This window comes from Bradyrhizobium sp. MI1.4, from assembly GCF_055811315.1.
This window is the reverse complement of sequence record NZ_JBVVPP010000078.1, coordinates 1-24,665: the sequence shown is the minus strand read 5'-3', so window position 1 is coordinate 24,665 and position 24,665 is coordinate 1. Positions and strand designations below refer to the sequence as shown.

Below are 24,665 nucleotides of genomic sequence, written 5' to 3'. Positions count from 1 at the left end.
GCTCTACCCGGTCCATCCGGGCAACCCTCGTCGCAACATCGAGGGTGAGTCGCCTCATTTTGTGGGGGGACATACAGTCTAGAAGAAGTGCTGCCGATTACGCCGGCGTTATGCTTTGCCCATGCGCGGCGGGACTTCTTCGAGCTGGCAGGCATCGAGAAAAATGCTCGGGAAGGTAAGAAGGGCAGAAGGGCAAGCCGGTCTCTCCGATCGCGCTGGAGGCGGTCAGGCGGTCATCGTCGTGTGCGTACCTCGAAGCTGCCGCTCGTATGGATGCTATTTGAATCAGTTTAAGCATCTCGCGCAAGCGCTCTCCACCCTGGTGCTGCGTGCCACTTTTCCTTCCTGACTAAATGCTACTTTGGCGGCAACCGGTCAGGCGCACGGAAACGGCGCGGCTCGGCGCGCATGATCAGCGAACAGACTGTAAATCGGAAGCAAGACGCGGGGAGACGGAAGCGTTAGCTTGGGTCCGGCGCTGGGCACCATGCATTGCAATGACGATCACGCCTTCGGGGAGTGATCGGAGGCGCTGCAGTCCCCCGTGATCCATCAACCCTAATTCGCGCGACCCGCCGTTTTAGATTAAGTGTTGCTATCGGAATTGACGACGGCAACACCTATGTCCCGAGCGTCTGGAGCGCCTAAGAAGTCGTCATTGGAGGGCATCCGTTCACCAAGCTTGAACCCCGGCCCGTCGACCGCATACTCAATGATCAGGACTCCTCCGGTTGCAGATGACTCAATCGTTCTTCTTCTCGAAAGGCGCAAAGATCGAGTTTATCCATTGATTAGCGGCCGCCGTCCCCTCGTTGAGCTGGATCTGCGCATATCGTTTGAACTCGGAGTCTGAGTTCTCCATAATCAAGCTCGCTTCGGCGCCGTACCGCAAAGCAGAATCGAACCCTCCCGCATTCATGGTGTTATTCAGTGCACGCTTGTGCCACACCAAGGTAGGCATAGCGACGCGCGAGATGCGTTTAGCGATCCGGGTGACTTCTTCCTCAAGCTGATCTTTCGAATAGACGCGGCTCACAAAGCCGAGCCTATATGCTTCCTGCGCGTCGAACAGATCTCCGGTGTACATCAGCTCACGGCAACGTTGACCTATGATCCACGGGATCGACATCATCATAACAGGCTGCCCAAACCGAACCTCGACAGCCCCGAAGCGCGCGTCGTCAGAGCAGTAGCGAAGATCGCACATCGAGATGAGATCCATCGCTCCGCCCAGGCAAAAGCCATTGACCATCGCGATTACCGGCTTGGAGCACTTGAAAGGAGAATAGAGGAAGTCGAAGCAATCATCGACGATCGTCTTCCAATCGTTGACGGTTCTTTGCGTCTCGCCGCCGGCCTTCACTTCGGCATCCTCATCATTGAGATCAAAGCCGGCGGAAAATGCGCGTCCGCCGGCGCCATTAACGACGATCACGCGAACTTCCGGATCACGATCGGCGCTCGCTAGCGCGTCATGGAATTCTTTGCGCAGCCTGATGGAGATGGCATTCAGTTTCTTGGGTCGATTGAGGGTAATCCGCGCAACCCGGTCGTCGACTCCGTAAGTGATGGCGGTGTATTCCATAATATTCTTCCTTTACTGGTTGCTAAACCGCGCTGACAATTCAGTTGTCGCGCGAGTTGGCTGGTACGACGAGCGCATCTACTGCGACGACGCCTTGCTTGCGCACGAACAGCGGATTGATGTCGATAGAACGAATCTCATTGCCGAGTGTCCCGGCGATCGCGTCGAGTCGTCCGACAGCATCAATCAAAGCCTTCGTATCGAGCGGGGGAGCGCCGCGATATCCTTGCAGCAGCTTCTGTACGCGCAGCTCAGCGATCATCTCTTGCGGTTCGCCGGCTCGGAGCCCCGCCGGGCGAAGCGCGGCGTCCCCCATGATTTCGGTCCAGATTCCGCCCTGGCCAAGCACAACGAATGACCCGAGAATATCATCTGTCTCCAAACCTAAAATCATTTCGACGCCGTCTCGCACATATGATTGGATGATGAGGACCTGCGCCCCAGCGGCGAACAGTGCGGCCGCCGCTGAGGACAATTCCAAATCATCTCTCAGGTTTGTTACGACACCGGATAGTTCGGTTCGATGAAGCACATTTGTGTCGCCGATTTTTGCGACAACCGGATATCCGAGTTCTTTCGCGGCGCTGACTGCAGCGTCAACGCTTCCGGCGAAACGGCTTTCGACAACGGGGATCCCCGCAGCAGCCAGGAACTCGAGCGCCGGCCTTCCCGAAAATGGCTTGCCGCCGAACTCATAAAGCCGCTCCTTCATGCTCGATCCCTCAATCGGCGCTTGATCTGCAATCGGCGGCACAGGACGGGACCATATCACCGCACGATCAAGAGCCCGAAAAGCCTCTCGCTGCCCCAGGACCACTACATTTTCATCGAGCAGGCTTTCGATTTTCTCAGGCGACGTTGAACCATCCACTGGTGTCATCAGCATCACGAGCTTGCTCGTTTTCGCGGCCGCTTCTACTGCACAGTCCGCCCAAGTTTCGTATGCCGCACCATTTCGACCAAGATGACTTGGATCGTAAAGAGTTGCGAAAACGTCGACATTGGGGTCGCTTGCTATCGCCTGGAAGATCCTCCTGGAGTCCTCCTCCAGATTTTCAATACCCCAGAAATCTAGGGGATTTCTGCATGCGATAATGTCGGGCAAGAAGCTGCGAAGTTCGTTCATTGTCTCCAGCTGGAATTCGGCGTAGCTAAGCGCCTCGCACTTTCCCAACTCATCCGCGTACATTTGGACTAGCCCACCCGACGGACAGGCCACCCCAAGCCTTCCTTCGCCTGGAGAGCGTCCCGCTTGCGCAATTAGAGCGGAGGCGAGTAGTTCCTCAATCGAATCCACCTGCACCACGCCGTGTCTCTTGAACAGTTCGCGGTAGAATCGATAGGGCGCGGTCAGCGCACCCGTATGCGCGGTAGCCAGTTCGCGAGACGCCTCCGTGCGTCCGGGCTTTAGCAGGATCACAGGCTTGCCGACAGCGCGAGCCCGGTCGCACTCAAAGAAGAAACTCTCTGGATCACGAATTGCTTCGACGAAGCCACAGATGATTCGGACGTGGGGATCGTCCACGAAGTAGCGAAGGAAATCCGCACTACCTGTGACCGCTTCGTTGCCGCAGGTGACGACGTGACTCCAACGCACACCGCGTCCACCTCCCATCAAAGCGAGTTTTGTTCCTCCGCCCTGAGACAAGAGAGCAACGCAGCCTGGCTTCAATACCTCGGCCAATGAAATGTTTAGATGCACTCGGTCGATCCAGTTGATCAACCCACTGGAGTTCGGGCCCAGCACGGCCATTCCAGTCGCTCGTGCAATTTCTACAATCCGGGCTTGCGCCGCAATTCCTTCTGCACCTCCGGACTCCGCAAATCCGATCTCAGGGATGACCGCGGCGCGTACTCCGACCTTCGCCGCCTCTTCCAGCGCGGCTACTGATCCCTGACGATTGCGTAGAATGAGGACAGCATCAGGCACAAACGGCATGCTCTTGAGGGAATGATAGCAGGGAAAGCCAGCGATTTGTTCGTACTTTGGATTCACCGCGGCCACTTTTCCCGAATAGCCGATCCGCCTGTAGTATTCGAGCGATTGGCTACGTACTTCCGACGCCGGATTTGCGCCGATTACCGCTACCGATTCCGGTCGGAAGAGGGCAGATAGCGAGCCTTTGCTTGCCGGAGTGGGCTTAAGAGAGCGGGGCTGTTTCAGTACGCTGTCCTTTCAATAGAGCTGGCAAGGAGTTTGAAGTGTAAGTCACGCCAATGCAGTTAGCCTGCAATAGTTAGACGCCGGAAGAAGTAATCCTGCGAATTGCGAGGGTCTCGCGCAGCGCCTCGCATTGCGGTCATCCGTTCGCGAAGTCCGTGAACTTGAGATAGAAATGGCCGCGTGTTAGCTCGAAGGATGCGACTGCCCAGCGTGACACAACGAGCGCGTTAAGAGTGCGGCGGTAAGGTGCCGGCGTCCATTGCAATACTGTCTCGTGCAAATTACCGACGAGCTGGCAAACGACGCCTAGGTCGCCCAGCGCCCTTCAAGGTCGCGCCGTCCCGATCTTCTTGTTTTGGAGCACAGATGCGAATCCGATAAAGGCCGGCCGGTTCGCCCGACGCGTTCACGGCAGGCGCCAGTTCCGGCGGCGCCTGCAGGAAGTAGGTTCTAGCCGCGCTTCACCAGCCCGAGCATGTGTCGTGCTTCGGCTGGCGTGGCGATGCTCGCGCCCATGCGCTCAATGATCCCGACCGCGTTGTCGACAAGTGCGGCGTTGGATGCCAAGACGCCGCGCCGCAGGTAGATATTGTCTTCCAGGCCGACGCGGATATGCCCTCCTAGTCTCACGATTTGCGCGACCGTGGGCATTTCGTCCGGACCGCAACCGAACCCAGCCCATATTGCGCCGGGAGGCAGGATCTCTTTCATCGCCTGGATCACGATCGGTTCCGCGGGGGCACCGTTGCCAGTGCTGAGGCAGAACTGGAATAGCGGCGGCCCCTTGAGTGTGCCCTCCGCGATCAGCTTTTTGGCGTTCTCGATGTGGCCGAGTTCGAAGCATTCTATCTCCGGCTTGACACCCGCATCTTGCATCAGCTTCGTCATCTCGCGCAGGTCGGACATTCGAGCCACATAGATTGACTCGCCGAATGCCAACAGGCCGCAGTCGAGTGTGGCGATCTCCGGCTTCAACGTGATCGCGTGAAGGACGCGGTTCCTTGGGCTCTTGAGTACGGTGGCCTTGCCGAGCGTGGGCGGATCCAGGGAATCGAGTGTAATTGACCCATCCATTCCGCACGTCAGGTTGATGACAACATCGGTCGATGATTCGCGCAGCCTCTTTACGACCTGGTCATAAAGCTCCAGACGGTTCGAAGGCGTGCCGTCCTCTTCGCGAACGTGGATGTGAACAATGGCAGCGCCTGCTTTTGCGGCATCGATGGCTGATGCCGCAATTTGAGAAGGCGTCTTGGGAAGGTCTGGATGCTTTGCGACGACTGCCGCATTCCCGCCCGTTATCGCGCACGTTAGAACGACTTTTCGGGACATCTAGAACTCCTGTCTATTGGCACCGTTAGGACCGCCCCCAGAGGCGAGGTTCCGAAAATTGCGGGTCGGTTAGTTATCGGGCCGGTGCTCCAGCCTTGAGGGTTGCTGCGCGACCGACGTTCCGCGGCGCGCTCTCGCCTTCATCTTGCTGTGCCTTCCGCAGCCTCTCGAGAACCTCGGTACGAAACGGCTCGACTTTGCGGCTCGTGACACCGACATTGAGCTGCACATGCTCCGCTGTTGCCGCGAGCGCACCATCGCGGTCGTCGATCATCTCTTGATGGAGAACGAAGCGTTTTGCGTCAAAGTCGATGACTCGTGTCTCGACCGTGAGGGTGGCACCTGCACGAACTTCACGGACGTAGGTTATGTGCAGATCGCCCGCGAACATGGATTGACCTTGCTCGAAATAGGTCTGACCCAGTCCGAGATCTCGACACGCCAGAGTATAAGCATCGAAAAACACGTTGAAATACGGGACGACATTCATATGCCCGTTGATGTCCATCCAAGACGCTTGAACAGGACAGCGATAAATGAAGATCATGCGATTTACCGTTCGTGGCCAGCCCAGCGGGGCTATTCGTTCGGAGCGCGTACGAGCCCGGTGGACACAGCAGATTCGAGTGCAAGCCGGCACGCGGTGGAGATGTCGTAGATTGGCCGCCCGAACTTGCGACGTATCAAAGGTGTGATCGCCGGGAACAAGGTGCACGTGAACAGCAGCGCAGCAACCTTCGGATTGGCGTCAAGCAACCGCGAGACGCAGGCGACCACATCCTCCTCGACCTCAGCGGGCTCGGTCGGCCGGTTCATGGCTGAATTCCGCGCCATGTTGCCGCCCTCGATGCCAACAACGACAACCCTTGCGCGCTCCGTCGGCTCGGCGACGCCAAGAAGATCCTCGGTAAAGAGGGTCGAATCCGAGGTAACAACACCGACCAGAGCGCTCGGCGCCAACTGGCGTAGCATCGACGGCAGAAGCACTAGGGTCGACATCATCACAGGAACGTCCACTGCAGCAGCGACGGCGGCCTGATAGCGGATCGCAAAACCGCAGTTCGAACCGATAGCGACGGCGCCTCGTTCGACGAGCTTGCGCGCGGCGGCGACGTAGGCCGGCACGAGCGCAATATCGCCGCTCATTGTGCGATCTACGGTCGATCCTTTGACGCTCTCGATGAGGACGGGAAATCCGTAAGTATCCGAGCTCATGAGCGAACCGGGACGCGGGGTGGGTCGCACCCAGCCGGGCTCACGGTCAAAGTCCAGGATTCCAAGACAGCTTTTGTTCTTCGATGTCATTGAGACGTCCAAATCGTAAGGCGTGACAGATCGACTATAGAGACCCGACGGCGACGGATTTCTCCGAATTCTGTACAAAACCGGTCGGAATTGTGTGTTTTATCCAGAATCGCGAAGCTTCGCACCCGCGAGATGATTAGCCTTTCTGATCATGGTGAGAGGGTTCAGCCGCACTCCAAGGCTTCCGCGCGCCAGAGGCAGGTTTTCTCCCACACCCAACCTTCAACCTAGTGCCTTTGCGCCGTAGGTCCAGCAAGCTGTCGGTGCTTGTTCGAGTACAGCACGATCCAGTTTCAGGTATTCTCCAGCTGGCGAAATGCGGGGCGGAAACCATGGTGAATGGCCGCGGCTCACCCTGACTATTGCCCCGGGGGGAAGCCCTGCTCTTGATAAGCTCCGCAGCGCCACCTCCGACGGTCGGCATCTCGTGGCACGAGGTGTCCGAGTTGTTCGGCAGTAAGTCGGTGCAAGCATGGTTCGGGCAGCTCTCGCTTTTCCTCAATGACGTCCGTCAGCGGTGCAGTCACATCCTATTGCAGCTGCTGTTGATGCCATTCGGCGGTCTCGCGGCGTGGTCTGCTCGTCTACCTTCCTTTCCAGACTGGGGGGCGCTTTTCCGAGAATGCCCGGGCGCCTTCCACACGATCCTCGGAGCCGTACAGCTTGTCGACGGTCGCAAGATGGCGGCTGCTCACGCGGGTGATAGCGTCCTGGTAGCAGAGCGCCTCAGCCACACGCATGGTTTCCTCTAACGCGGCAATGACGAGCGGCGGCCCGCCCGCGAGCAATCTTGCAACCTCCCAGACGCGTTGCTCCAGTTTTTCCTTTGGCACCACTTCGTTGATCAGCCCCCAGCGATTCGCCTCGGCGGCATCCATCCAGCGCCCGGTGAGCAGAAGCTCTCTCGCAATGTGGTGGGGGATGCGCTTAGGTAGCTTGATCGCTGCGCTGGCCGCAAGCTGTCCGACGGTGATCTCCGGCAAAGCGAATGAGGAATGGTCGGACGCATAGATCAGATCGCAGGAAAGCGCCAGCTCGAACCCGCCGGCGACCGCCATACCATTAACACAGGCGATCACCGGCTTGTTCAGGTCGCGCAGTCTCTCCAGCCCGCCAAACCCACCGACGCCGTAGTCAGCGTTAATCTCGTCGCGGTCCGCCGCCACGTTAAGGTCCTAGCCCGCGCAGAAAAACTTATCGCCGGCGGTCTTCAGGATGGCAACCCGTAGCTCCGGATCGTCGCGGAACGCCTGGAATATCTGGCCCAACAGAACCGACGTGCTCCGGTCGATGGCATTGGCCTTCGGTCGGTCGAGCGTGACCTCGAGGATCGTGCCCTCCCGACGCGTAGTTACAACTTCACTCACCTTCCTTCTCCTGTTTTCAACATAGCGATGATCAGACATCGCGCTTGCCCGTTGTCGAACGCCGCGGAGCGGTTCAGTTCAACTTTAAGCTAATGCGTATATAGAGACGCTCCATTCGCCGAAATGATACGAACGTCGCCCGTGTTAATGCTGACATTGAGAAGATCCCCGACCTTGGGGTGGCGCCCAAACGAGAAGCGCTCCTGCATCGTGAGCTGTTCTCCCTGCACGTCCAGTACCACTCGAGTCGCACCTCCGTAGTAATGAGCTTGAAGTACCCGGGCTTGGTGAGAGGGTGCAGCTGCGTCGTCGAACGAGAGCCTGACGTGTTCGGGGCGTATCACCGCAGTTCCCGGCCCCGCCGCCCAATGGCCTGTAAGACGAAGGCCAGCAGACGAAGTGAAAGCGCCATCCGGCCCTACGGCCCCATTCAGCAGAGAACACCAACCAATGAATTTTGCCACGAATGATGTCGCTGGCGCCTCATAGATTTCGCCAGGAGTACCGATCTGCTCGACTTGACCAGCGTTCATGACTGCGATGCGATCCGACATCGTAAGCGCCTCCTCCTGGTCATGAGTCACAAAAAGGGTCGTGACGCCGACCCTACGTACGACCTCCCGTAGCTCCTCCCGCACACGAACCCGCAACTGCGCATCCAAATTCGAAAACGGTTCATCGAGCAGAAGCAATGCTGGCCGCATTGCAAGCGCGCGGGCAAGCGCAATCCGTTGTTGCTGCCCACCAGACAGCTGGGTCGGCAATCGCTTGGCTAAATGCGGCAACTCAACGAGCTTGAGCATCTCCTCAACACGCTTTTCACGTTCTTCGCGCGGCCATTTCAGATTCTCTAGCCCAAATGCGACGTTTTCGGCGACCGTCATATGCGGAAACAAGGCATAGCTCTGAAAGACCATTCCAGTGTCCCGCCGATAGGGCGGCTGGTGTGTCATATCGACGCCGTTAATGCTCACGGTACCGGAAGTCGGCTCGACAAAGCCGGCGACAATGCGCAGTGTCGTCGTCTTACCGCAACCCGACGGTCCGAGCAGGCAAAGGAGCTCGCCGCGTCGAACATCAAGGGAGGTCTCTGCCACAGCGGCTACTTCGCCGTAGTATTTTGATACAGAGCGCAATTCGACGACAAACTCGTCGCTTTCGCCCCCATTCTTTTCTCGCTCTTTCGACACATCGTTCCCCTTACGCCAATCTTTCGGCACCGATCAGCCGCTCAATTAACAATATGATGGCCAGCGTCACTACGATCATGATGCTCGACACCGCCGCCAGGAGCGGGTCGTAGCTATTATCCATGTAAGCGAAGATCCGTACCGGGAGCGTCGCATGCCCACCATAGGTGAGGAATGACGATACGGTTACGTTTCCGAACGATGTAACGAAAGCAAAGATCGCAGCCGACAGCAAGCCAGGCAAAATGAGGGGCAGAGTGATGCGCCTAATGACCCGCAACGGGGTCGCTCGCAAATTCATCGCCGCCTCTTCGAGTTGTTGATTGTGAAGGGCGAGACTGGCGAGAACCGTCCGCACAACATACGGGATCGCGAGAACGAGATGACCAATGAGTAAGGGATAGATTGTCCGGGCAAGATTGAGCCACACGAACAGCTGTAACAACCCGATCCCAAGTACCACGGCAGGGACAACCAATGGCGAGAAGGCCAGCGCTAGCAGAACCGCTTTTCCGCGAAAGGAAAATCGATTGATCGCGAACGCACCGGCGAATCCAATGACCAGAGCGATGAGCGCAACTAGCACGGCAATGTAAGTGCTGGTCCAAAGCGCACCCATGAAGCGCTCACTCTCGATCGCGGCTTGATACCATCGCAGAGAAAACCCGGTTGGAGGGAATTCCATCGTATCGCTGCTGGTGAAAGACGATGCAATCACCAGGATCGCGGGGGCTGCCAACATCGAATAGACGAGCGCGCGAATTGCGGCTCCCGAGACACGCATCAGATAATCAAGAAGATCAGACTTCACGGCGCCGCCCCCCGATGATGAACCGCGAAGCCGCGAGAGCATTGAGAGCTGCTGTGAAGCCAAGTCCGCAGACGAATAGCACCACAGCCATTGCTGCCCCGGATGGCCAATTCAGTTCCGCCATCATGCGTTCGTAAATGAGGCTTCCGAACATAGCGACGCGACTTCCGCCGATGATCCGAGGCGTCACGAATGCTGAGATCGACAACACGAATACGAGATTGAACCCAACGAGAATGCCGGGAAGAGCAATTGGAATGATCACCTTGCGGAACGTAGCGAACCGATTAGCACGCAAATTTGCAGCCGCCTGTTCGAGTACAAGATCGATCTGCGTCACTACACTCATGACCGACAAGATCATGAATGGAAGAAACTGCTGCACCAAGACAACCACTACTGCTGGCCGACTAAAAAGGAAGGTTTCTGGCGTGGATAAGATTTTGAGATTTACAAGGAAAGAATTGAGCAGGCCATTGCGCCCAAGTATGATCAACCAGCCGAATACAACTACTACGAGGCTGAGAGTCAGCGGCAAGATTACAATAATCATTCGCCACCGGCGCGCGAAAACCGGGAGCCGAGCAAGTGAGTATCCGGTGGGAAACCCAATTGCCAGGCAGACTAGAGTCACAACTAATCCGTCAACGAAGGTTTCCAACAGCATTGACGAATAATAAGAATCCGAAAAGAACATCAGATAGTGCTTCAGGCTGAAACCAGTTCCTTCGAGAAGACGATTACCCGGCAGAAAACTTGATCGCAGTAGCGCTAATACGGGCACTACTAAAAATCCGAATAGAAGCAAGACCATTGGGGCTAGCAAAAGCACAATCGTCATGTTTCTGCGATTTAGCAGCGGCTTCGCCACGGTGCCATCAAGAAGCGTTGAGATGAGTTTCAATCCCGCCGTCCTAGCTATTTCATGATTTCGCTTTCCGCCGGCGACAGCGGGTGAGAGCTGGAGAGCCGTCTTCAGTTCGAGACCTGCCTCTGAAACCGATCTGCCCTTCAGAAAGTCCACTTGCCCGACCCGAGCGCTCGACCCAGAGCGCATTCATCTTCCCCGGCCGCTTGACAGTGATCCGCGTGACATAAACGTCTGCTCACAACGAATAGTTCTGTTGATCATCGTGGATTCCCTGACTGGCAGTATCGCGAACCATTCGACTTGAGGCCTGTCGCGCCTAATTCGGTTCTAAGAGGAGTCATCACGGAATCGGGCGCCTACCGCTAGGGCGCAACGACAGGAGGCTCCTCGCGTTCATCTTCAGGTCGGCGCTGATCGGGGCAGCCCTCAGCGGCCTGAGAGTGTCGTTCGGATCTAACCTCGAATGATCCTGTTGAACCGCTCAATGCGAGCACCGTGGCCCTCTTCCCACTTTTGCCAGTCAATTGTCTTTTTCTGGGCAATGCGTTCAGGCGAACTGAACACGACGTTATTACTAAGCTCTGCGGGTAATGTGAAATCGGTAGCTACGTCGGACCGCGTTCCCTCAGCTATCGCGAGCATCCCCTGGTCGGAGAGAAACTGCTCAGCAAGGGCGTGCGCGGCTTCCGAGAACTTCGTGCCCTTCACCACGTTTAGATAGGTTGTCACGGAGTAGATACCTACTGGTGGGACAACGAACTCGATCGCAATTCCCTTGCTGTTCAAATGGGAGGTGCCGTACTTCCAGAATACGCCCGCATGGACTTCTTCTGCCTGATACATTTGCATCTGGGGAGTTGTTGACTGGGCGAGAGCAACAATATTGGGCTTCGCCGCTTCAAGCGCCTTGAATGCCGGCTCCATGTTCGACATCGAGCCGCCGTTTTCTTCGGCAAGACCAAGAAGGAACAGACTGCCGGGACTTGAAGTCGCAGGGAAAACGACGACACGCCCCTTCAAGTCTGGCCGAGCCAAATCCGAGTACGACGTCAGGGGCGGCTTGACAAATTTCGGATTGTACGCCGGCCCCATGCTCGTCAATGTGATCGGCACACCATAATCCCCGAATTCGCGAAAGCCCGGAAGTATCCGCTTGATGTTGGGAACGTCGGTGGCCTTGATCTCCTTGATCATACTATTCCGAGTCAGTTCGATCATGTAAGGGCTATCAGCCTGAAACACGTCAAACGGGGGATCGTCCTTCTGAGCGAGAAGCTTGATCAGCTGCGCCGATTGGGTGCCGGTATCCATTTGGACCTTCAGCCCAAGCTTATCCTCTAGCGGAGCGGCTGCCTTCAGCAGCGCATCGTCCCACTTGCCGCCGAAGCCGTTCATGCGCAATGTGATGCCGGCGAACGTTTTCGATTGAGCGTTTACGTATGGCGTGGCCAGCGCGCTGCCAGCACTCGCCATCGTTAATTTTAGAAATGTTCGCCGTTTCATCCCGACTCTCCTCCCAGTGAACTTGGTCAGTCGACAGCTTGGAAGCGTTGACCGCTTCTCAGCAGTTTAGGAACAAATGATCTCTGCTTTTCCTCCGCCGATCGCCGACCTCCATTCAAAGGAAGATGGGCGATCAGCGCGCCAGCGCTGCTCGGCCGAGACAGCGGTGGCCGCATGGCCTCAGTTTAGGCGATAGCTCAAGGTCGAGTTCACCAATTTTGCCGCCGAGGTTGCCGAAATTGAGCGCGTTATCGCGAAGTGCGATGGTTAAGCGCGCCAACCAAGCACTGCGTTGTATATTCCGAACTATCGCAGCGTCCGCACGCGCTTCGATGCCCGGGCCTAATTGAGAAAGCCCGAAGCCTTCTTGCAATCGAGCATCAATCGAGGCAGTGCTTTCTGGGCGCGTGAGTCAGTCGGCACGGCAGCGAACGTTTCAGTACAACGTTTACTTGGGTACCGCCGGTTTGGCATTTGGGCGCCCCCACGCTGAGGTGCCTAGGTTAATGACCACGCCTCGAGCGCGAGAGGGGGCTGGAGGGCACTACGTTGGGGCCACAGTGGAGATCAGATCAGGTCTGCAGAGCCGCCGGTTTTATCAGTGGAACCGAGACTATCTCACTAGCTTTCGAACAAGATGAACCGCAAGTGGCCGCGGCCTCTCTGTTCAAGTCGCTTGCTCGCTGGTGAGTCCTCCGAGCTTGGCAAGGCGGCTCAGGTGATAATCGGCATCGCCAAATAAGGTGTCGAGCATGATGACGTGCTTGAAATAGTGGCCTATGCTGTACTCCATTGTCATCCCGATGCCGCCGTGCAGTTGGATCGATTCATGACCAATCACTTTTGTAGAGCGACCAATCTGGACTTTTGCCGCTGAAATTGCGCGCGCGCGCTCGGTCACGTTGGCTTCGCCCGTCATCATTGCGGCATACATGGCCATCGAGCGGGACTGCTCCAACTCCACAAACATGTCGGCTGCCCGATGCTGCAACACCTGGAAGCTGCCAATCGTCTTCCCGAACTGCTCGCGGGTTTTAAGGTAGTCGACGGTGATGGTTAGCATTTCGCGGAAAGAGCCGACGGCGTCTGCGCAAAGCGCTGCAACCGCCTGGTCCGCAACCCGAGAAATGACCGCGAACGCCCCTGCCGGATTGCCGATGACATTGGCCTCTTCAACACTTACCTTTTCGAACGTGATCTCGGCGGCACGCAGACCATCCTGTGTCCGATAACCACGTCTTCGGAGACCCGGCGCGTGGGCATCGACAAGGAAGAGCCCGATTCCGTCCTCGTCGCGTGTATCCCCTGCCGTCCGTGCTGATACAACAATCGTGTCGGCCGCCTCGCCGTGAAGGACTAGGCCTTTGGTGCCGTTAAGGAGCCATCCGTCGCCGACTTTCTTCGCCTGCGTCTCAACATGGAAGAGGTCGTAGCGAGATTGCGGCTCGGCATAGGCGAAGGCCATTTTCGTACGGCCCTCGGCAATCGCTGGTATCAGCGCGGCCTTTTGATGTTCATTCGCCCCAAGTCGAAGTACACCGCCTGCAAGAACCACAGTCGCGAAATAGGGTTCCAGGATCAGCGCCTTACCGAACGCTTCCATGACAATCATGGTCTCGACCGGACCGCCGTTGAAGCCACCCTGTTCTTCCGAAAATGGCAATGCCAGAAGGCCGAGCTCGGCGTAGCGCGACCACATTACATCACTGAAGCCCCGCTCACCCGCCTGATACACGCGGCGATCCTCGAGGCGGTAGCTCTCAAGCAGCAGTCGCTCGACGCTATCCTTGAGAAGCCGTTGTTCTTCCGATAGATCGAAATCCACTCTAGAATTCTCCTAAACCGAGACGGTGCTACTGACCCTCGAATTATCAGAGCCCGAGGATAGCTTTGGCGATGATGTTCTTCTGAATCTCTCGAGATCCCGAGTAGATCGATGCTGCGCGGCTATAGAAGTAAGTGGGCGCGATCATCGACGGCCAATCAGGTCCAATCGGAGGGCGGTTGCGCTCCTCGAGCTCCTCTTCCGAGAGATGGGGGAGGGCATAAGGTCCGATCACATCCATAAGGAGCCCGGCCGTCGCCTGCTGAAGTTCCGCTCCCTTGAGCTTGAGGATGGAGCTGGCCGGATCCTGGACACCTTTCTGCTGCTTTGATGCGTTGGCGACGGCGCGAAGCTGGGTCAGTTCTAGCGCTTTCAACTGGACTTCGATTTCAATGACCTTCTGCTGGAACGCTGCTTGCTCGATCAGCCGCTCCGCGCCAGCGCGAGACCGCGCGGCAAGGTTCTTGATGCGCCGGATGCGCTCCTTGGAAGCGCCGACCCAGGCTCCGCCAAAGCGCTCGTTGCCGAGCAGCATCTTCGCGTATTCCCAACCCCTATTTTCCTCGCCGACGAGATTCTTAGCCGGGACGCGGACATTGTCAAAAAACACTTCGTTAACTTCATAGCCGCCGTCGATCAGCTGTATCGGACGGACACTGACCCCCGCCGACTTCATGTGGACAAGAAGGAAGGAGATCCCTAGTTGCTTCTTCACATCGGGATTGGTCCGTACCAGACAGAAGATCCAATCGGCGTGTTGTGCCAACGTGGTCCAGGTCTTTTGACCGTTGACGACGTAGTCGTCCCCGTCGCGCACGGCCCGAGTCCCGAGTGAGGCGAGATCGGACCCTGCCCCAGGTTCCGAGAAGCCTTGGCACCACCAATCTTCGACGTTGATGATCCGGGGCAGGTAATAGCTCTTCTGCGCCTCATTGCCGAAAGTATAGATCACCGGTCCGATCAGAGACACACCAAAATCGTACACGGCCGCCCCGGCAAATGCTTGTACCTCTTCCTCGAAAATGTACTGCTGTGCCGGGGACCATCCTGCACCGCCGTACTCTTTGGGCCAATATGGGATTCCCTTTTTGTTGAGGACACGTGCTCCGGCGACCATCTCGTCTTTCGACAATGGCCGGCCTTCCACAAGTTTGCGCCGCGTCTCGGCTGGCACATTGTCACGCAGATACTGGCGTAGCTCGTAACGGAACGCCCGCTCATCTTCTGTGAAAGCGAGATCCATCGGATTTTCCCGGTAATATGTTCAGCCGTAAATTGCGAAAACTGTTCGGTCGTGAGCGCGTGATGAGCATCTCTCCACCTCACATGAGTTGAATGTTTTGCTCGACTTCAGGGACATCATGGTCCGACTGCGCCCTCGGCCCGAAGCCGGGCAATGGTAGCTGAGTTGAAACCGAGTTCAGCGAGCACTTGTTCGGTATGCTCCCCAAGCATCGGTCCGGGAGTTGCAGAACCCGGGATTGGAGCGCCGTTGATGTGAATGGGGCTACCGACTGCTTTGATAGTGCCGCACTTTTGATGCTCGAACTCGACGATCATGCCCCGAGCGCGGGTGTGCGGATGATCCAGTGCAGCAGCGACGCTAAGCATAGGAGCATGCGGAATCCCGGCGGTGGCCAATATTTCGCACCATTGTGCGACCGTCTTCGCCTTCAACCGCTCGACGAGAGCAGCCTCGACCTCCTTCCATCGTTGGACACGCCCAGCATTTGTATTCAGCTCTGCATCTGCCGCGAGTCCGGGTAGCTCTAGGCCGCAGCACAGTGACCGCCACATGTGATCGCCGTAGACTGCGATGACAAGCTCCCCGTCGGCGGCGGGAAAGACACCATACGGGACCGCGCTGGAACCGGCGTCTATGGGCGGGGGGAGTTCGCCATCAGCCAAGTAATTGCCTGCGAAGTATGGGAACGTTGTAAGGAGCGTTTCGAATAAGCTCAGGTCAATGACACACCCTTTACCGGAGTTGAGGCGGCCGACCAAAGCGGATGCGACCGAGAGGGCGCCATAGATCCCAGTAAGGATGTCGCCCATATGAATACGCAAAGGAGGCCTGCCCGGCTCTCTGGTCAGACTCATCAACCCCGTCATCGCTTGGGCCACGAGGTCAAATGCTTTGTAGTCTCGCAACGGACCAGTCTGGCCGAATCCCGAGATAGAACAGATGACGAGCCTTGGATTTAGATCCAAAAGACGATCGTAACCGAAACCGAGCGAGTCAAGCGTACCTGGACGGAAATTCTCGACCAAAACGTCAGCTCGCTGCACCAATTTCTCAAGTGCTTGCCTCGCGACATCCCGCTTCAGATCAAGGGCCAAGCTGCGCTTGTTCCGATTTAGAGCGGCAAAATAATAGCTCTCTCCTTCGCGAAAGGGCTCCACCTGGCGCGAGACATCCCCCGCACCAAGCCTCTCGACCTTAACGACATCTGCTCCCAAGTCCGCCATGATCGTGGTGCAAAGTGGGCCAGCCAAGACGTGCGTGAGGTCCACCACACGGATCCCGTGGAGCGGGCGAGCAAGGTCTTGCGCGCCTGCATCCCCCGTCTCCGGTCTACCGGCTGCTCGATCGGCGATCATGATAGTAATCCCTTCGTACTGTTTTTCTTGGTCCCGAGCGTATCTGTTTTCGGTTCCGGTTGGTGGTGCTTTTTCGGCTAGTAGAGCTTCAGAACCCAGCTTTGCGTTTCGGGATCTGTCGTTCATGTCTCACATGCGGTGCGATGGATCCCAACTTGAACTTCTCATCCCTGTTAAGCACCGACGAATCATTCCATGGCGCGCATTGGCCTTCTCCTCAGCTGGGCAGATACTCGGTGCTCCAGCTTTCACTTACGACTTCGCGCCGGACAGCGCGTCAATTTCGGTTTCGCGGTATTGCAGTCCTGCAGAACTTGCCGCATCGACGCGCCGTATTGTTCCGCGGGAGTCAGCACATAGGTTTTTCCGACAGGCAAGCGGATCGCGTAGCGATCGAATTTATAGTTGCGGATAAGGAGCTCCTGCGCCTCCTCACAGGAGAGGTTCGTCGGCAAGCGCCTTCGCGCCGCCGGGCGATCTCTCGCTCACGGTGCGACTTGTAGCGAAGCGGAAGCTGGTCAATGCCGATCGAACTATATGCGAGCCCCTCCATGACTGCGCATGCAAGAGGCACCTCGATGTGGTCGCCGATTCGGCTGCGTTCCCGCGCCTGAAGCGCCAGCACAGTAGCCGAAAAGGACAGCACCGTACCGTAGGTCGATGGGAGTGGTAGCGGCGAGAAGGACGCGTCGATACCCTTCAACACACGATTCAAGCCCATGTCGGTGAATAAGCCGGAGGACGCCCGATGACGGGCTCAAAGGCACGCCACTCGCGACGGGGTTGATGGTTGGAAGCAAAGCCGGGAATGGAAAGGGTAATCAGGGTTGGGCAAGTCTTGCGCAAGTCGCTGAAGTCAATGCCGAGCCGGCTCAAAACTCCCGGACGGAAATTCTCGATGACAATATCCGCGTCGGCGATCAGCGTTTGTGCTTGCGATAAGTCTTTCTCAGTCTTTAAGCCGACTGAAACCATCAGCTTGTTTCGATTAAGGGTCGCATTGGCAGGGCCGTCCCAGAGGGGACCGGCTGGCGAGTCGATATGCATGACAGTAGCGCCAAAATCGGCCAGGATCATCGCTATTGCCGGGCCGGCGATGTACTGGACGAAATCAACGGTCTTGACACCGAAGAGCGGAAGAGTTGACCGCCGCAGGCATTTACTGGGGGGCACGCTGTCACTGTTGTACGGCGCTTAACGCTGGCGGTGGCGAACATGTCATAGTCCGCCTGCGAAAGAGGCAAGCTCAGGGCGGGTCGCCTCCCCGATAGCAGCGGAAACGATAACCGGCGCGAGGAACTGAATCCAGCTTTCAACATGGCTCCGCGTCGTAAGCTCCAGAGAGTTCATCCGAACGATGTCCCCGTCAGCGATGGCCACACAATGCGGTCCGCCCGCGATCGCATTGGCCTTGCCGAGCGTTAAAACCAAAGCATGCCCTAGGACGACCCCACCTTCGGCAATCATGATTCGTACGCTACCCTCATTCCAGATATGCGTGGCGCGTTATTCCGCTGAAAAGCCTGCAGCACTCTTCATCTGCCGCTACCGAGTTCGACGATCAGCATGGCCGGGGATTGTGCCAGCTCGTTCCACACAATCACGCCCGCTCGTTAGCTGTCTCGGACTAGCAGGCACTCGTGAGCCCTCCGCTGGCGCATCGTCGTATCCACTGCTAGCCTGGGTACTGCTGGCCCCAAACTTTCTAATCCTTGTTCCCAGCGTGGTCTCGCAGCCCCTGCTCCCACCGCGCCAGCGTCTCGCCCGCGCCAAACTCCTGATCGCGCAACCCCTGCAGCACGGCCACAAGCGCCTCGTCGCGCTTAGATACGATCTCGGTGGCTGTAAGGTTATCTGTTTTCACTTGCGCGTCTGATTGCTCGGCCAGGGTGTCTAAAAAGTCGCCGGTGAGCTCCGGCACGTCGGTGAGCTTCGTCCACGGCCATTTCAGCATGGGTCCCCACTGCTCTAGGTAGCGGCGAATCCCGGCCCCCCCGCCGCTCATCCGGAAAGGACCGACCACCGCTCGACGCAAGCCAAAGGAGTAGCGGACTGCGTCATCGACTTCCTGCACAGTCGCCGAACCATCGCGCACCAACCACAGCGCCTCGCGCCACATCGCTTCCTGCAGCCGGTTGGCGATAAATCCATCAACTTCCTTGCGCACGACGAGCGGGTGCATACCGATCATCCGGTAAATCTCGTCCGCTCGCGCCATGGCGTCGGGCGCCGTCTGTTGTCCGGCACACAGTTCGACGAGCGGGAGCAAATACGCCGGGTTGAACGGGTGCGCAACGAGCAGACGCTCGGGATGCTCTATCTTCGCCTGCAGCAACGACGGGCGAAGACCCGACGTCGAAGAGCAGAACAGCGCGTCGGGTCGCGCCGCCCGACTGGCGGTCGTGAGCAGCTCCTGCTTGAGCTCCAAGCGCTCCGGCGCAGACTCCTGCACGAGATCCACGTCGCGCACGGCGTCGCCTACCGTCTCCGCAAGAGTCAGGGAACCTTCCTTTGGTAGCGGAGCCCGCGTCAGTCGCTCGTATATCCGGCGGGCATGATCCAAAGTCTTTTGAACGTGCTCGAGCGCACCGGGAGCTGGATCATACAGCCGCACATCTACTCCGTTGAGGGCAAATCGTGCGGCCCACCCGCCGCCGATCGTCCCACCCCCCAACAACCCGACCGTCCGCGGCAGCTTCCCAGACATGAACTTTGAATTCTTAGACATTGACCTTCTACTCTCAGGCATGATTTTGAGCGCATCCGTCTCGCGCGCCCCGAACTCTATCGAGATCTCTACCACCCGCTACACGGGCTCCAACCCCATTTGTCACCACTCGAGGAAGCTGCTCGTAGACCACCGCAACGCGCGAGCTATACCCCGCTAGGTGCTGTCACCACACAGTTGCTGCTCCATCCGAAAAGATGTTCACGTCGTATCGGCGTATCGGCGCCCTTAAAATAGATAGTACCGGGCTCATGAAGCTGAGGTTCACTAATATGAGCGGTCGCGAAGCAGAATTACTGCGAATTATCGCCACAACTTGAAGCATTCAATCTCCCGACACGCGCTTCAGAGCCGCGGAAACCAACAGAGATCTATTTGACCGCCGCGCGGTGTCGCCGGCTGCGAAGCCATCGTGCCGTTTACGGGACAACCGATCACCTCTTCCTCTCTGTGCCTTATCTGACGCTTGGGCTCGCGACGTCTGCATTGCGCGCGCCTTCCACGCTAAGGAAATTCAACGATCGAACTCCTGCTCGGGACGATCTTGCGGCGATCAGCGCCATCATCCACTGTCGCGATGGTTAAAAATTCACCGCATCGCCTCCCTTGAGCGACAAAAGCTCACGAGCTTCGTCGGGCGTGGCGACCGTTCGACCTAACTCTTCGATAATTGCGAGCGATCCGCACTGGCTCGGTACTGCTGGTGGCCAGTTTGCGCGCACTCCAGAGCGAATCTTCGAGGCCGACACGTACATGGCCCCCGATAGCTGCGGCGATGGCCCCCACTTTCATTTGGTTGCGGCCGGCTCCCAGCATCAACCAGATAGTCTGATCCGAACAAGTCAGCCGGTCGTTTCATACCTGCCACGGATACACACATTCTGCGTCACGGAATTCCCCAGATCTTGATCGTGCAACAGCGGGCGACCATCGGCATGGAGGGGATACTCAAGGCGCGTCTCGATCGTATGAAAGCTTCACCCATTCCGTTCGGACGCAGAATTTAGGCCAGACGAGGTGCCACATTGGAGGAATGCGGCTCGTGGGGCTGCTAACGTCCAACCGTGACTAAGTTCAGTGGGCCGGCCGTTCCGATCCTCGACATCTTGATGGAGCACCATGTCCGAGATCCTTGTTTTCCCGAAGCAAGAATTCGTCGCTTGTCTCAATCCCCCCTCTTGCAAATGACTCCGATGACAAACCCCTCAACTGTGCTTTCAGCAATCGATCAGCATCACATCGACCACCGGCGCTACCCTCATGGGGTCGCTTTCATGGATGGGCAGTACCTGCCGATGTCCGAGGCCAAGATCTCTGTGCTCGATTGGGGTCTGTTGCACTCAGACGCAACCTACGACACGGTGCACGTCTGGAACGGCCGGTTTTTCCGGTTGGATTTGCATCTTGATCGTTTTTTGGCAGGCGTTGAACGCCTTCGAATGAAGCTGCCTTGCAACCGCGAGAACATCGCGTCGATCCTCGATCAGTGTGTCGCCTTGTCGGGCCACAAATCGGCTTACGTTGAGATGATCTGCACGCGCGGATCATCGCCGACATTCAGTCGCGATCCTCGTCAAGCAGAGAACCGCTTTATCGCGTTTGCTGTGCCTTATGGCTCGGTTGCCAACAAGCAACAATTGGAAAGAGGCTTGCACGTGGCGATCAGCGAGACCGTCCGTATTCCGCCTAACTCGGTCGATCCTACGATCAAGAACTATCATTGGCTAGATCTCGTGAAGGGTCTTTTCGACGCCTACGACAAAGGCGCGGAGTCGGCGCTGATACTAGACACGAACGGGAATGTCGCGGAAGGACCTGGCTTCAATGTGTTTCTTGTAAAGGATGGATCGTTGAGGACGCCGGCTTTTGGTGTGTTGCCGGGTATCACGCGTCGAACCGTCCTCGATCTCTGTGCTGAGATCGGACTAGCCGCTACTGCAGCCGACATCAGCCGCGACGAGATCAAGAAGGCTGACGAGGTGTTCATTACCTCCACTGCCGGCGGCATCATGCCAGTGACGCGCATCGATGAAACCAAGATTTCCAAAGGGCAGGTCGGATCCATCACCCGCCGGCTGACGGATCTCTACTGGCAAAAGCACGCTGATCCCGCTTGGTCGACTGCCATTCTTTATCCTTGATCGGAAATGAACCATGCGATCGCAACTTGGGCAGCGACTTCGTAGCAATCTCGATCAGCTATCATCGCGGAAACTCCTGAAATTCGAACAAGAGATCGCCTCGCCCCAGTCGACGCATATTCAGCTGCGCGCACTCGGCGAGCGCGAGCTTCTGAACATGTGCGCCAACAACTATCTCGGCCTGGCCAATCACCCAGCCCTGGTGCAAGCCGCACATGCCGGTCTCGAGCGGCATGGTTTTGGAATGTCCTCGGTGCGATTCATTTGTGGAACGCACTCAGTTCATCGCGCGCTTGAAAACAGGCTTTCCAGCTATCTTCGGACGGAAGACACGATCCTATTCGGCTCCTGCTTCGATGCGAACGCCGGACTATTTGAGGCGCTGCTGGACGCTGATGATGCGATAGTCAGCGATGGCCTGAATCACGCGAGCATTATAGATGGGATTCGGCTCTGCAAAGCGAAGCGCTTTCGCTATGCTAACAATGATATGAGCGAACTAGAGCAGGCTCTGAGCGAGGCAAGTACCTGCCGAACAGTGCTCGTTGTGACCGACGGCGTGTTTTCCATGGATGGTGCTACGGCTAATCTGCCTGGAATCTGCAAACTTGCAAGGCGTTATGGCGCGTTGGTCATGGTCGATGACTCTCACGCCGTAGGGTTTATTGGCCCAGAAGGGCGTGGAACGCCAGCCCGGTACGGGTTAGAAGATCAGATCGATATTCTTACGGGCACGCTCGGCAAAGCACTTGGCGGTGCGTCGGGAGGGTACGTCTCGGGACGTCGTGAGATCATTTGCTGGTTGCGACAGCGTGCGCGCCCATACCTCTTTTCAAACTCACTGATGCCCGCGATCTGTGAGGCTTCATTGGCGGCAATTGACTTGGCAGAAAAAGCAGACGATCTGAGGCACAATCTCGCTGCTCGCACTCGTCAATTACGTCAAGGATTGAGCGATCTTGGATTTCAAGTGTTGGGCGGGGATCACCCAATTGTGCCCGTGATGACCGGGGATGCAGCGGTCGCGGTCCAGATTGCTGACTTTGTGCGTGCGCACGACATTCTCGTCGTTCCGTTCTCCTATCCTGTAGTACCGGAAGGTGCTGCGCGGATCCGCATGCAGGTAAGTGCGGCTCACTGTGCGGATGACATCGAAAAAGTGATCACGGCGTTCCAATTAGCCCGGCCGCATGTTATGAGGACTTAAGCACTAAACAGCTTCAACAAATTGGTGGGGCCAGGCATCCCCATCCCCGCGAGGCGCTGCGTTGCCGTGCTGCGTCGGCGCGGTCGCTCTGACCATTGCCGTTTGGCCCACTCGTGCTTTTGAATGTTCATGTCCCAGAGGAGAGGGTGATAAGATTGGGATCTGAGGTTAGTCACTGCGTTCACATCCGAATCGATCTCGCCATCTCACGAAAGGGTACTTGATCACAGGACCAAACGCTGTGCTTTGGGCGTCACGCAGGTGTTGATGAACCCCTGTTGCCCCACCCGCGCCTTGATCTGAGGTCAGCAATGTTCTTGAGCTGGCTTGCTTATAAGCAGGCCCGCAAACTGGACGAGGGGATGATCGTCCCAATGGCGAGCTTCTTTCTAACCCAGAGTCAGGTTCGCGCAGATGCGGCCCTCTAGCTGTCGTGCAGGCGCGTGCAGAGTGCGTCAATGCTCTGTCGGGCCATAAGTCGGCCTTCCAGCGGATGAGTTGCACCCGCCGTTCGTCGACGACATTCCGCTGCGAAACCGAGCAACCATCGCTTCAATGCGCTCGCGCCACGATGCGGGGTCAGGCTGCTAGCAATGTCTCAACTAAGTTCACCCAATAGCCGATGCCATACGGCAAAGCTTCATCATTGAAATCATATGCCGGGTTGTGCACACCAGCGGTCGGTCCATTTCCAATGAAAATCATAGCGCCCGGCCGGGCCTCGAGCATGTAGGCAAAGTCTTCGGCCCCCATACGCGGCTTGATGTTCTCGTCCACTGAAGCGGACCCGACGAGACGGCGTGCCGCCCTGATCGCCAGGTTCGTCTCATCGGTGTGGTTCAAGGTCACCGGGACGGACCGACAATATTTAAACTCAACATCTCCGCCAAATCCCTGCGCTATGCCTTGGGCGGCTGCCATGATCTGGCGTTCGGCGAAATCTCGCAAGTCAGGAACATGAGTTCTGACCGTGCCAGCCATCTCGACGTGATCGGGAATAATGTTGTAGGCGTTAGCGGCATTCAACTTGGTTACGGAGATTACGAGGGAATCAATTGGATTCGTGTTGCGCGAGACGAGGCTTTGCAGGCCGACGATGATCTGTGCCGCAATCACGACTGGATCGATGGTCTCGTGCGGCTTGGCCGCATGGCCGCCACGCCCCTTCACGACGATGTCAAAATCGTCCTGCGAGGCCATGATCGGCCCATCGCAAATACCGAATCTGCCGACGTCGGTGCCCGGCGCGTTGTGCATCCCAAATACCTTGGAGATGCTGAAGCGGTCCATGATTCCTTCCCGGACCATTTTTAGGCCGCCAGAGGGAAGTTCGACTTCTTCCGCTGGCTGAAAAATCAGTGCGACGCAGCCCTTGAAGTTGCGCGTCCTGGCAAGATATTTCGCGGCTCCCAGCAACATAGCAGTATGGCCATCGTGCCCGCACGCGTGCATTTTACCCGGTACTTTCGAAGTCCATGGTTTGTTTGAGGCTTCCAGGATTGGCAGCGCATCCATGTCGGCTCTCAATCCGATTGTGGGACCGTCTCCCCCCTCCCCTTGAATCAAGGCAACGATGCCGGTTTCAGCGATCCCCGTTTCGATGTGATTAATACCGAACGAGGCGAGCTTCTCGGCCACGAACCTTGCCGTATTATGTACCTGAAAGTCGAGCTCGGGATTCTCGTGAAGATAGCGGCGCCACGCGGTTACCTCACGCTGCAAGCCGCGGAACTGTTCAACGCTGTGCATGTTAGACCCTCAACTTACCAATCCACTACGATGATGGCACCTGTGCAGCGCGCCCTTGAGCGGCCCCATTCGCTGTCCGATTGCCGATATCCGTCGCTCCCATGTGGCCATTGGGGTACAGCCGTAACGCCAATAAAACATGATGGTCGCTTGAGGCTTACGGCGAGCTCGGCATGGCTCTTCCTTACGCCGCGGGCTTTCTGTCGGTTTATTTGGCGACCACCGGTATCGTGCGGGAAGCACGAGAAGTGAGCAATTGCGGGCCAGCGTCGGTCACGACAACGAC

Annotated in this window: 17 protein-coding genes and 3 pseudogenes; 2 read left to right on the top strand and 18 right to left on the bottom strand. The window is 57.3% G+C overall.

Features of this window, described 5'->3' with window-relative positions:
• Nucleotides 1-742 precede the first annotated feature (742 nt).
• From AC0L23_RS37985 to AC0L23_RS37905, 17 genes and pseudogenes are all read right to left on the bottom strand, one after another.
• Nucleotides 743-1,585, bottom strand: coding sequence for an enoyl-CoA hydratase/isomerase family protein (locus tag AC0L23_RS37985; RefSeq protein ID WP_473358257.1), 843 nt, complete (start codon nt 1,583-1,585; stop codon nt 743-745).
• 40 nt (nt 1,586-1,625) lie between these two features.
• Complete coding sequence (locus tag AC0L23_RS37980) at nt 1,626-3,665, bottom strand: acetate--CoA ligase family protein (RefSeq protein WP_473358259.1); 2,040 nt, start codon at nt 3,663-3,665, stop codon at nt 1,626-1,628.
• Nucleotides 3,666-4,199: 534 nt separating this feature from the next.
• Nucleotides 4,200-5,081 (bottom strand): beta-keto acid cleavage family enzyme, encoded by an 882-nt coding sequence (locus AC0L23_RS37975; protein ID WP_473358256.1) that lies wholly within the window; start codon nt 5,079-5,081, stop codon nt 4,200-4,202.
• 73 nt (nt 5,082-5,154) lie between these two features.
• Nucleotides 5,155-5,628 (bottom strand): acyl-CoA thioesterase, encoded by a 474-nt coding sequence (locus AC0L23_RS37970; protein WP_473358255.1) that lies wholly within the window; start codon nt 5,626-5,628, stop codon nt 5,155-5,157.
• A gap of 32 nt (nt 5,629-5,660) precedes the next feature.
• Complete coding sequence (locus AC0L23_RS37965) at nt 5,661-6,386, bottom strand: aspartate/glutamate racemase family protein (protein WP_473358254.1); 726 nt, start codon at nt 6,384-6,386, stop codon at nt 5,661-5,663.
• Nucleotides 6,387-6,970: 584 nt separating this feature from the next.
• Nucleotides 6,971-7,753 (bottom strand): annotated as a pseudogene (locus tag AC0L23_RS37960) (carnitinyl-CoA dehydratase).
• Between the two features lie 89 nt (nt 7,754-7,842).
• Nucleotides 7,843-8,943, bottom strand: coding sequence for an ABC transporter ATP-binding protein (locus AC0L23_RS37955; RefSeq protein ID WP_473358253.1), 1,101 nt, complete (start codon nt 8,941-8,943; stop codon nt 7,843-7,845).
• Between the two features lie 10 nt (nt 8,944-8,953).
• Nucleotides 8,954-9,754 (bottom strand): ABC transporter permease, encoded by an 801-nt coding sequence (locus AC0L23_RS37950; RefSeq protein WP_473358252.1) that lies wholly within the window; start codon nt 9,752-9,754, stop codon nt 8,954-8,956.
• Nucleotides 9,744-10,658 (bottom strand): ABC transporter permease, encoded by a 915-nt coding sequence (locus AC0L23_RS37945; RefSeq protein WP_473358251.1) that lies wholly within the window; start codon nt 10,656-10,658, stop codon nt 9,744-9,746. Before AC0L23_RS37945 ends, AC0L23_RS37950 begins: the two co-directional genes overlap by 11 nt.
• A 420-nt stretch (nt 10,659-11,078) precedes the next feature.
• Nucleotides 11,079-12,128 carry an extracellular solute-binding protein gene (locus AC0L23_RS37940; RefSeq protein ID WP_473358250.1) on the bottom strand — a complete coding sequence of 350 codons (1,050 nt, stop codon included), beginning with the start codon at nt 12,126-12,128 and terminating at the stop codon, nt 11,079-11,081.
• Nucleotides 12,129-12,795: 667 nt separating this feature from the next.
• Nucleotides 12,796-13,953 carry an acyl-CoA dehydrogenase family protein gene (locus tag AC0L23_RS37935; RefSeq protein ID WP_473358249.1) on the bottom strand — a complete coding sequence of 386 codons (1,158 nt, stop codon included), beginning with the start codon at nt 13,951-13,953 and terminating at the stop codon, nt 12,796-12,798.
• Between the two features lie 46 nt (nt 13,954-13,999).
• A complete protein-coding gene (locus AC0L23_RS37930; RefSeq protein ID WP_473358248.1) occupies nt 14,000-15,196 on the bottom strand; it encodes an acyl-CoA dehydrogenase family protein in 1,197 nt (398 codons plus the stop codon).
• Between the two features lie 116 nt (nt 15,197-15,312).
• Complete coding sequence (locus tag AC0L23_RS37925; RefSeq protein WP_473358247.1) at nt 15,313-16,680, bottom strand: CaiB/BaiF CoA transferase family protein; 1,368 nt, start codon at nt 16,678-16,680, stop codon at nt 15,313-15,315.
• Nucleotides 16,681-16,952: 272 nt separating this feature from the next.
• Nucleotides 16,953-17,727, bottom strand: a pseudogene (locus AC0L23_RS37920) (CoA transferase); the annotation flags it as partial.
• 45 nt (nt 17,728-17,772) lie between these two features.
• Complete coding sequence (locus AC0L23_RS37915; RefSeq protein ID WP_473358246.1) at nt 17,773-18,021, bottom strand: hypothetical protein; 249 nt, start codon at nt 18,019-18,021, stop codon at nt 17,773-17,775.
• A 238-nt stretch (nt 18,022-18,259) separates the two neighbouring features.
• On the bottom strand, nt 18,260-19,261 hold the full coding sequence (locus tag AC0L23_RS37910) for a 3-hydroxyacyl-CoA dehydrogenase NAD-binding domain-containing protein (RefSeq protein WP_473358258.1): 1,002 nt from the start codon (nt 19,259-19,261) through the stop codon (nt 18,260-18,262).
• A 602-nt stretch (nt 19,262-19,863) separates the two neighbouring features.
• Nucleotides 19,864-20,150 (bottom strand): annotated as a pseudogene (locus AC0L23_RS37905) (3-keto-5-aminohexanoate cleavage protein); the annotation flags it as partial.
• A 325-nt stretch (nt 20,151-20,475) separates the two neighbouring features.
• Here AC0L23_RS37905 and AC0L23_RS37900 point away from each other — a divergent pair.
• Together AC0L23_RS37900 and AC0L23_RS37895 are read left to right on the top strand one after the other, a co-directional pair.
• A complete protein-coding gene (locus AC0L23_RS37900) occupies nt 20,476-21,423 on the top strand; it encodes an aminotransferase class IV (RefSeq protein ID WP_473358245.1) in 948 nt (315 codons plus the stop codon).
• Nucleotides 21,424-21,436: 13 nt separating this feature from the next.
• Nucleotides 21,437-22,630, top strand: coding sequence for a glycine C-acetyltransferase (locus AC0L23_RS37895; RefSeq protein ID WP_473358244.1), 1,194 nt, complete (start codon nt 21,437-21,439; stop codon nt 22,628-22,630).
• 579 nt (nt 22,631-23,209) lie between these two features.
• Here the strand turns inward: AC0L23_RS37895 and AC0L23_RS37890 are convergent.
• Complete coding sequence (locus AC0L23_RS37890) at nt 23,210-24,379, bottom strand: M20 aminoacylase family protein (protein ID WP_473358243.1); 1,170 nt, start codon at nt 24,377-24,379, stop codon at nt 23,210-23,212.
• Nucleotides 24,380-24,665 lie beyond the last annotated feature (286 nt).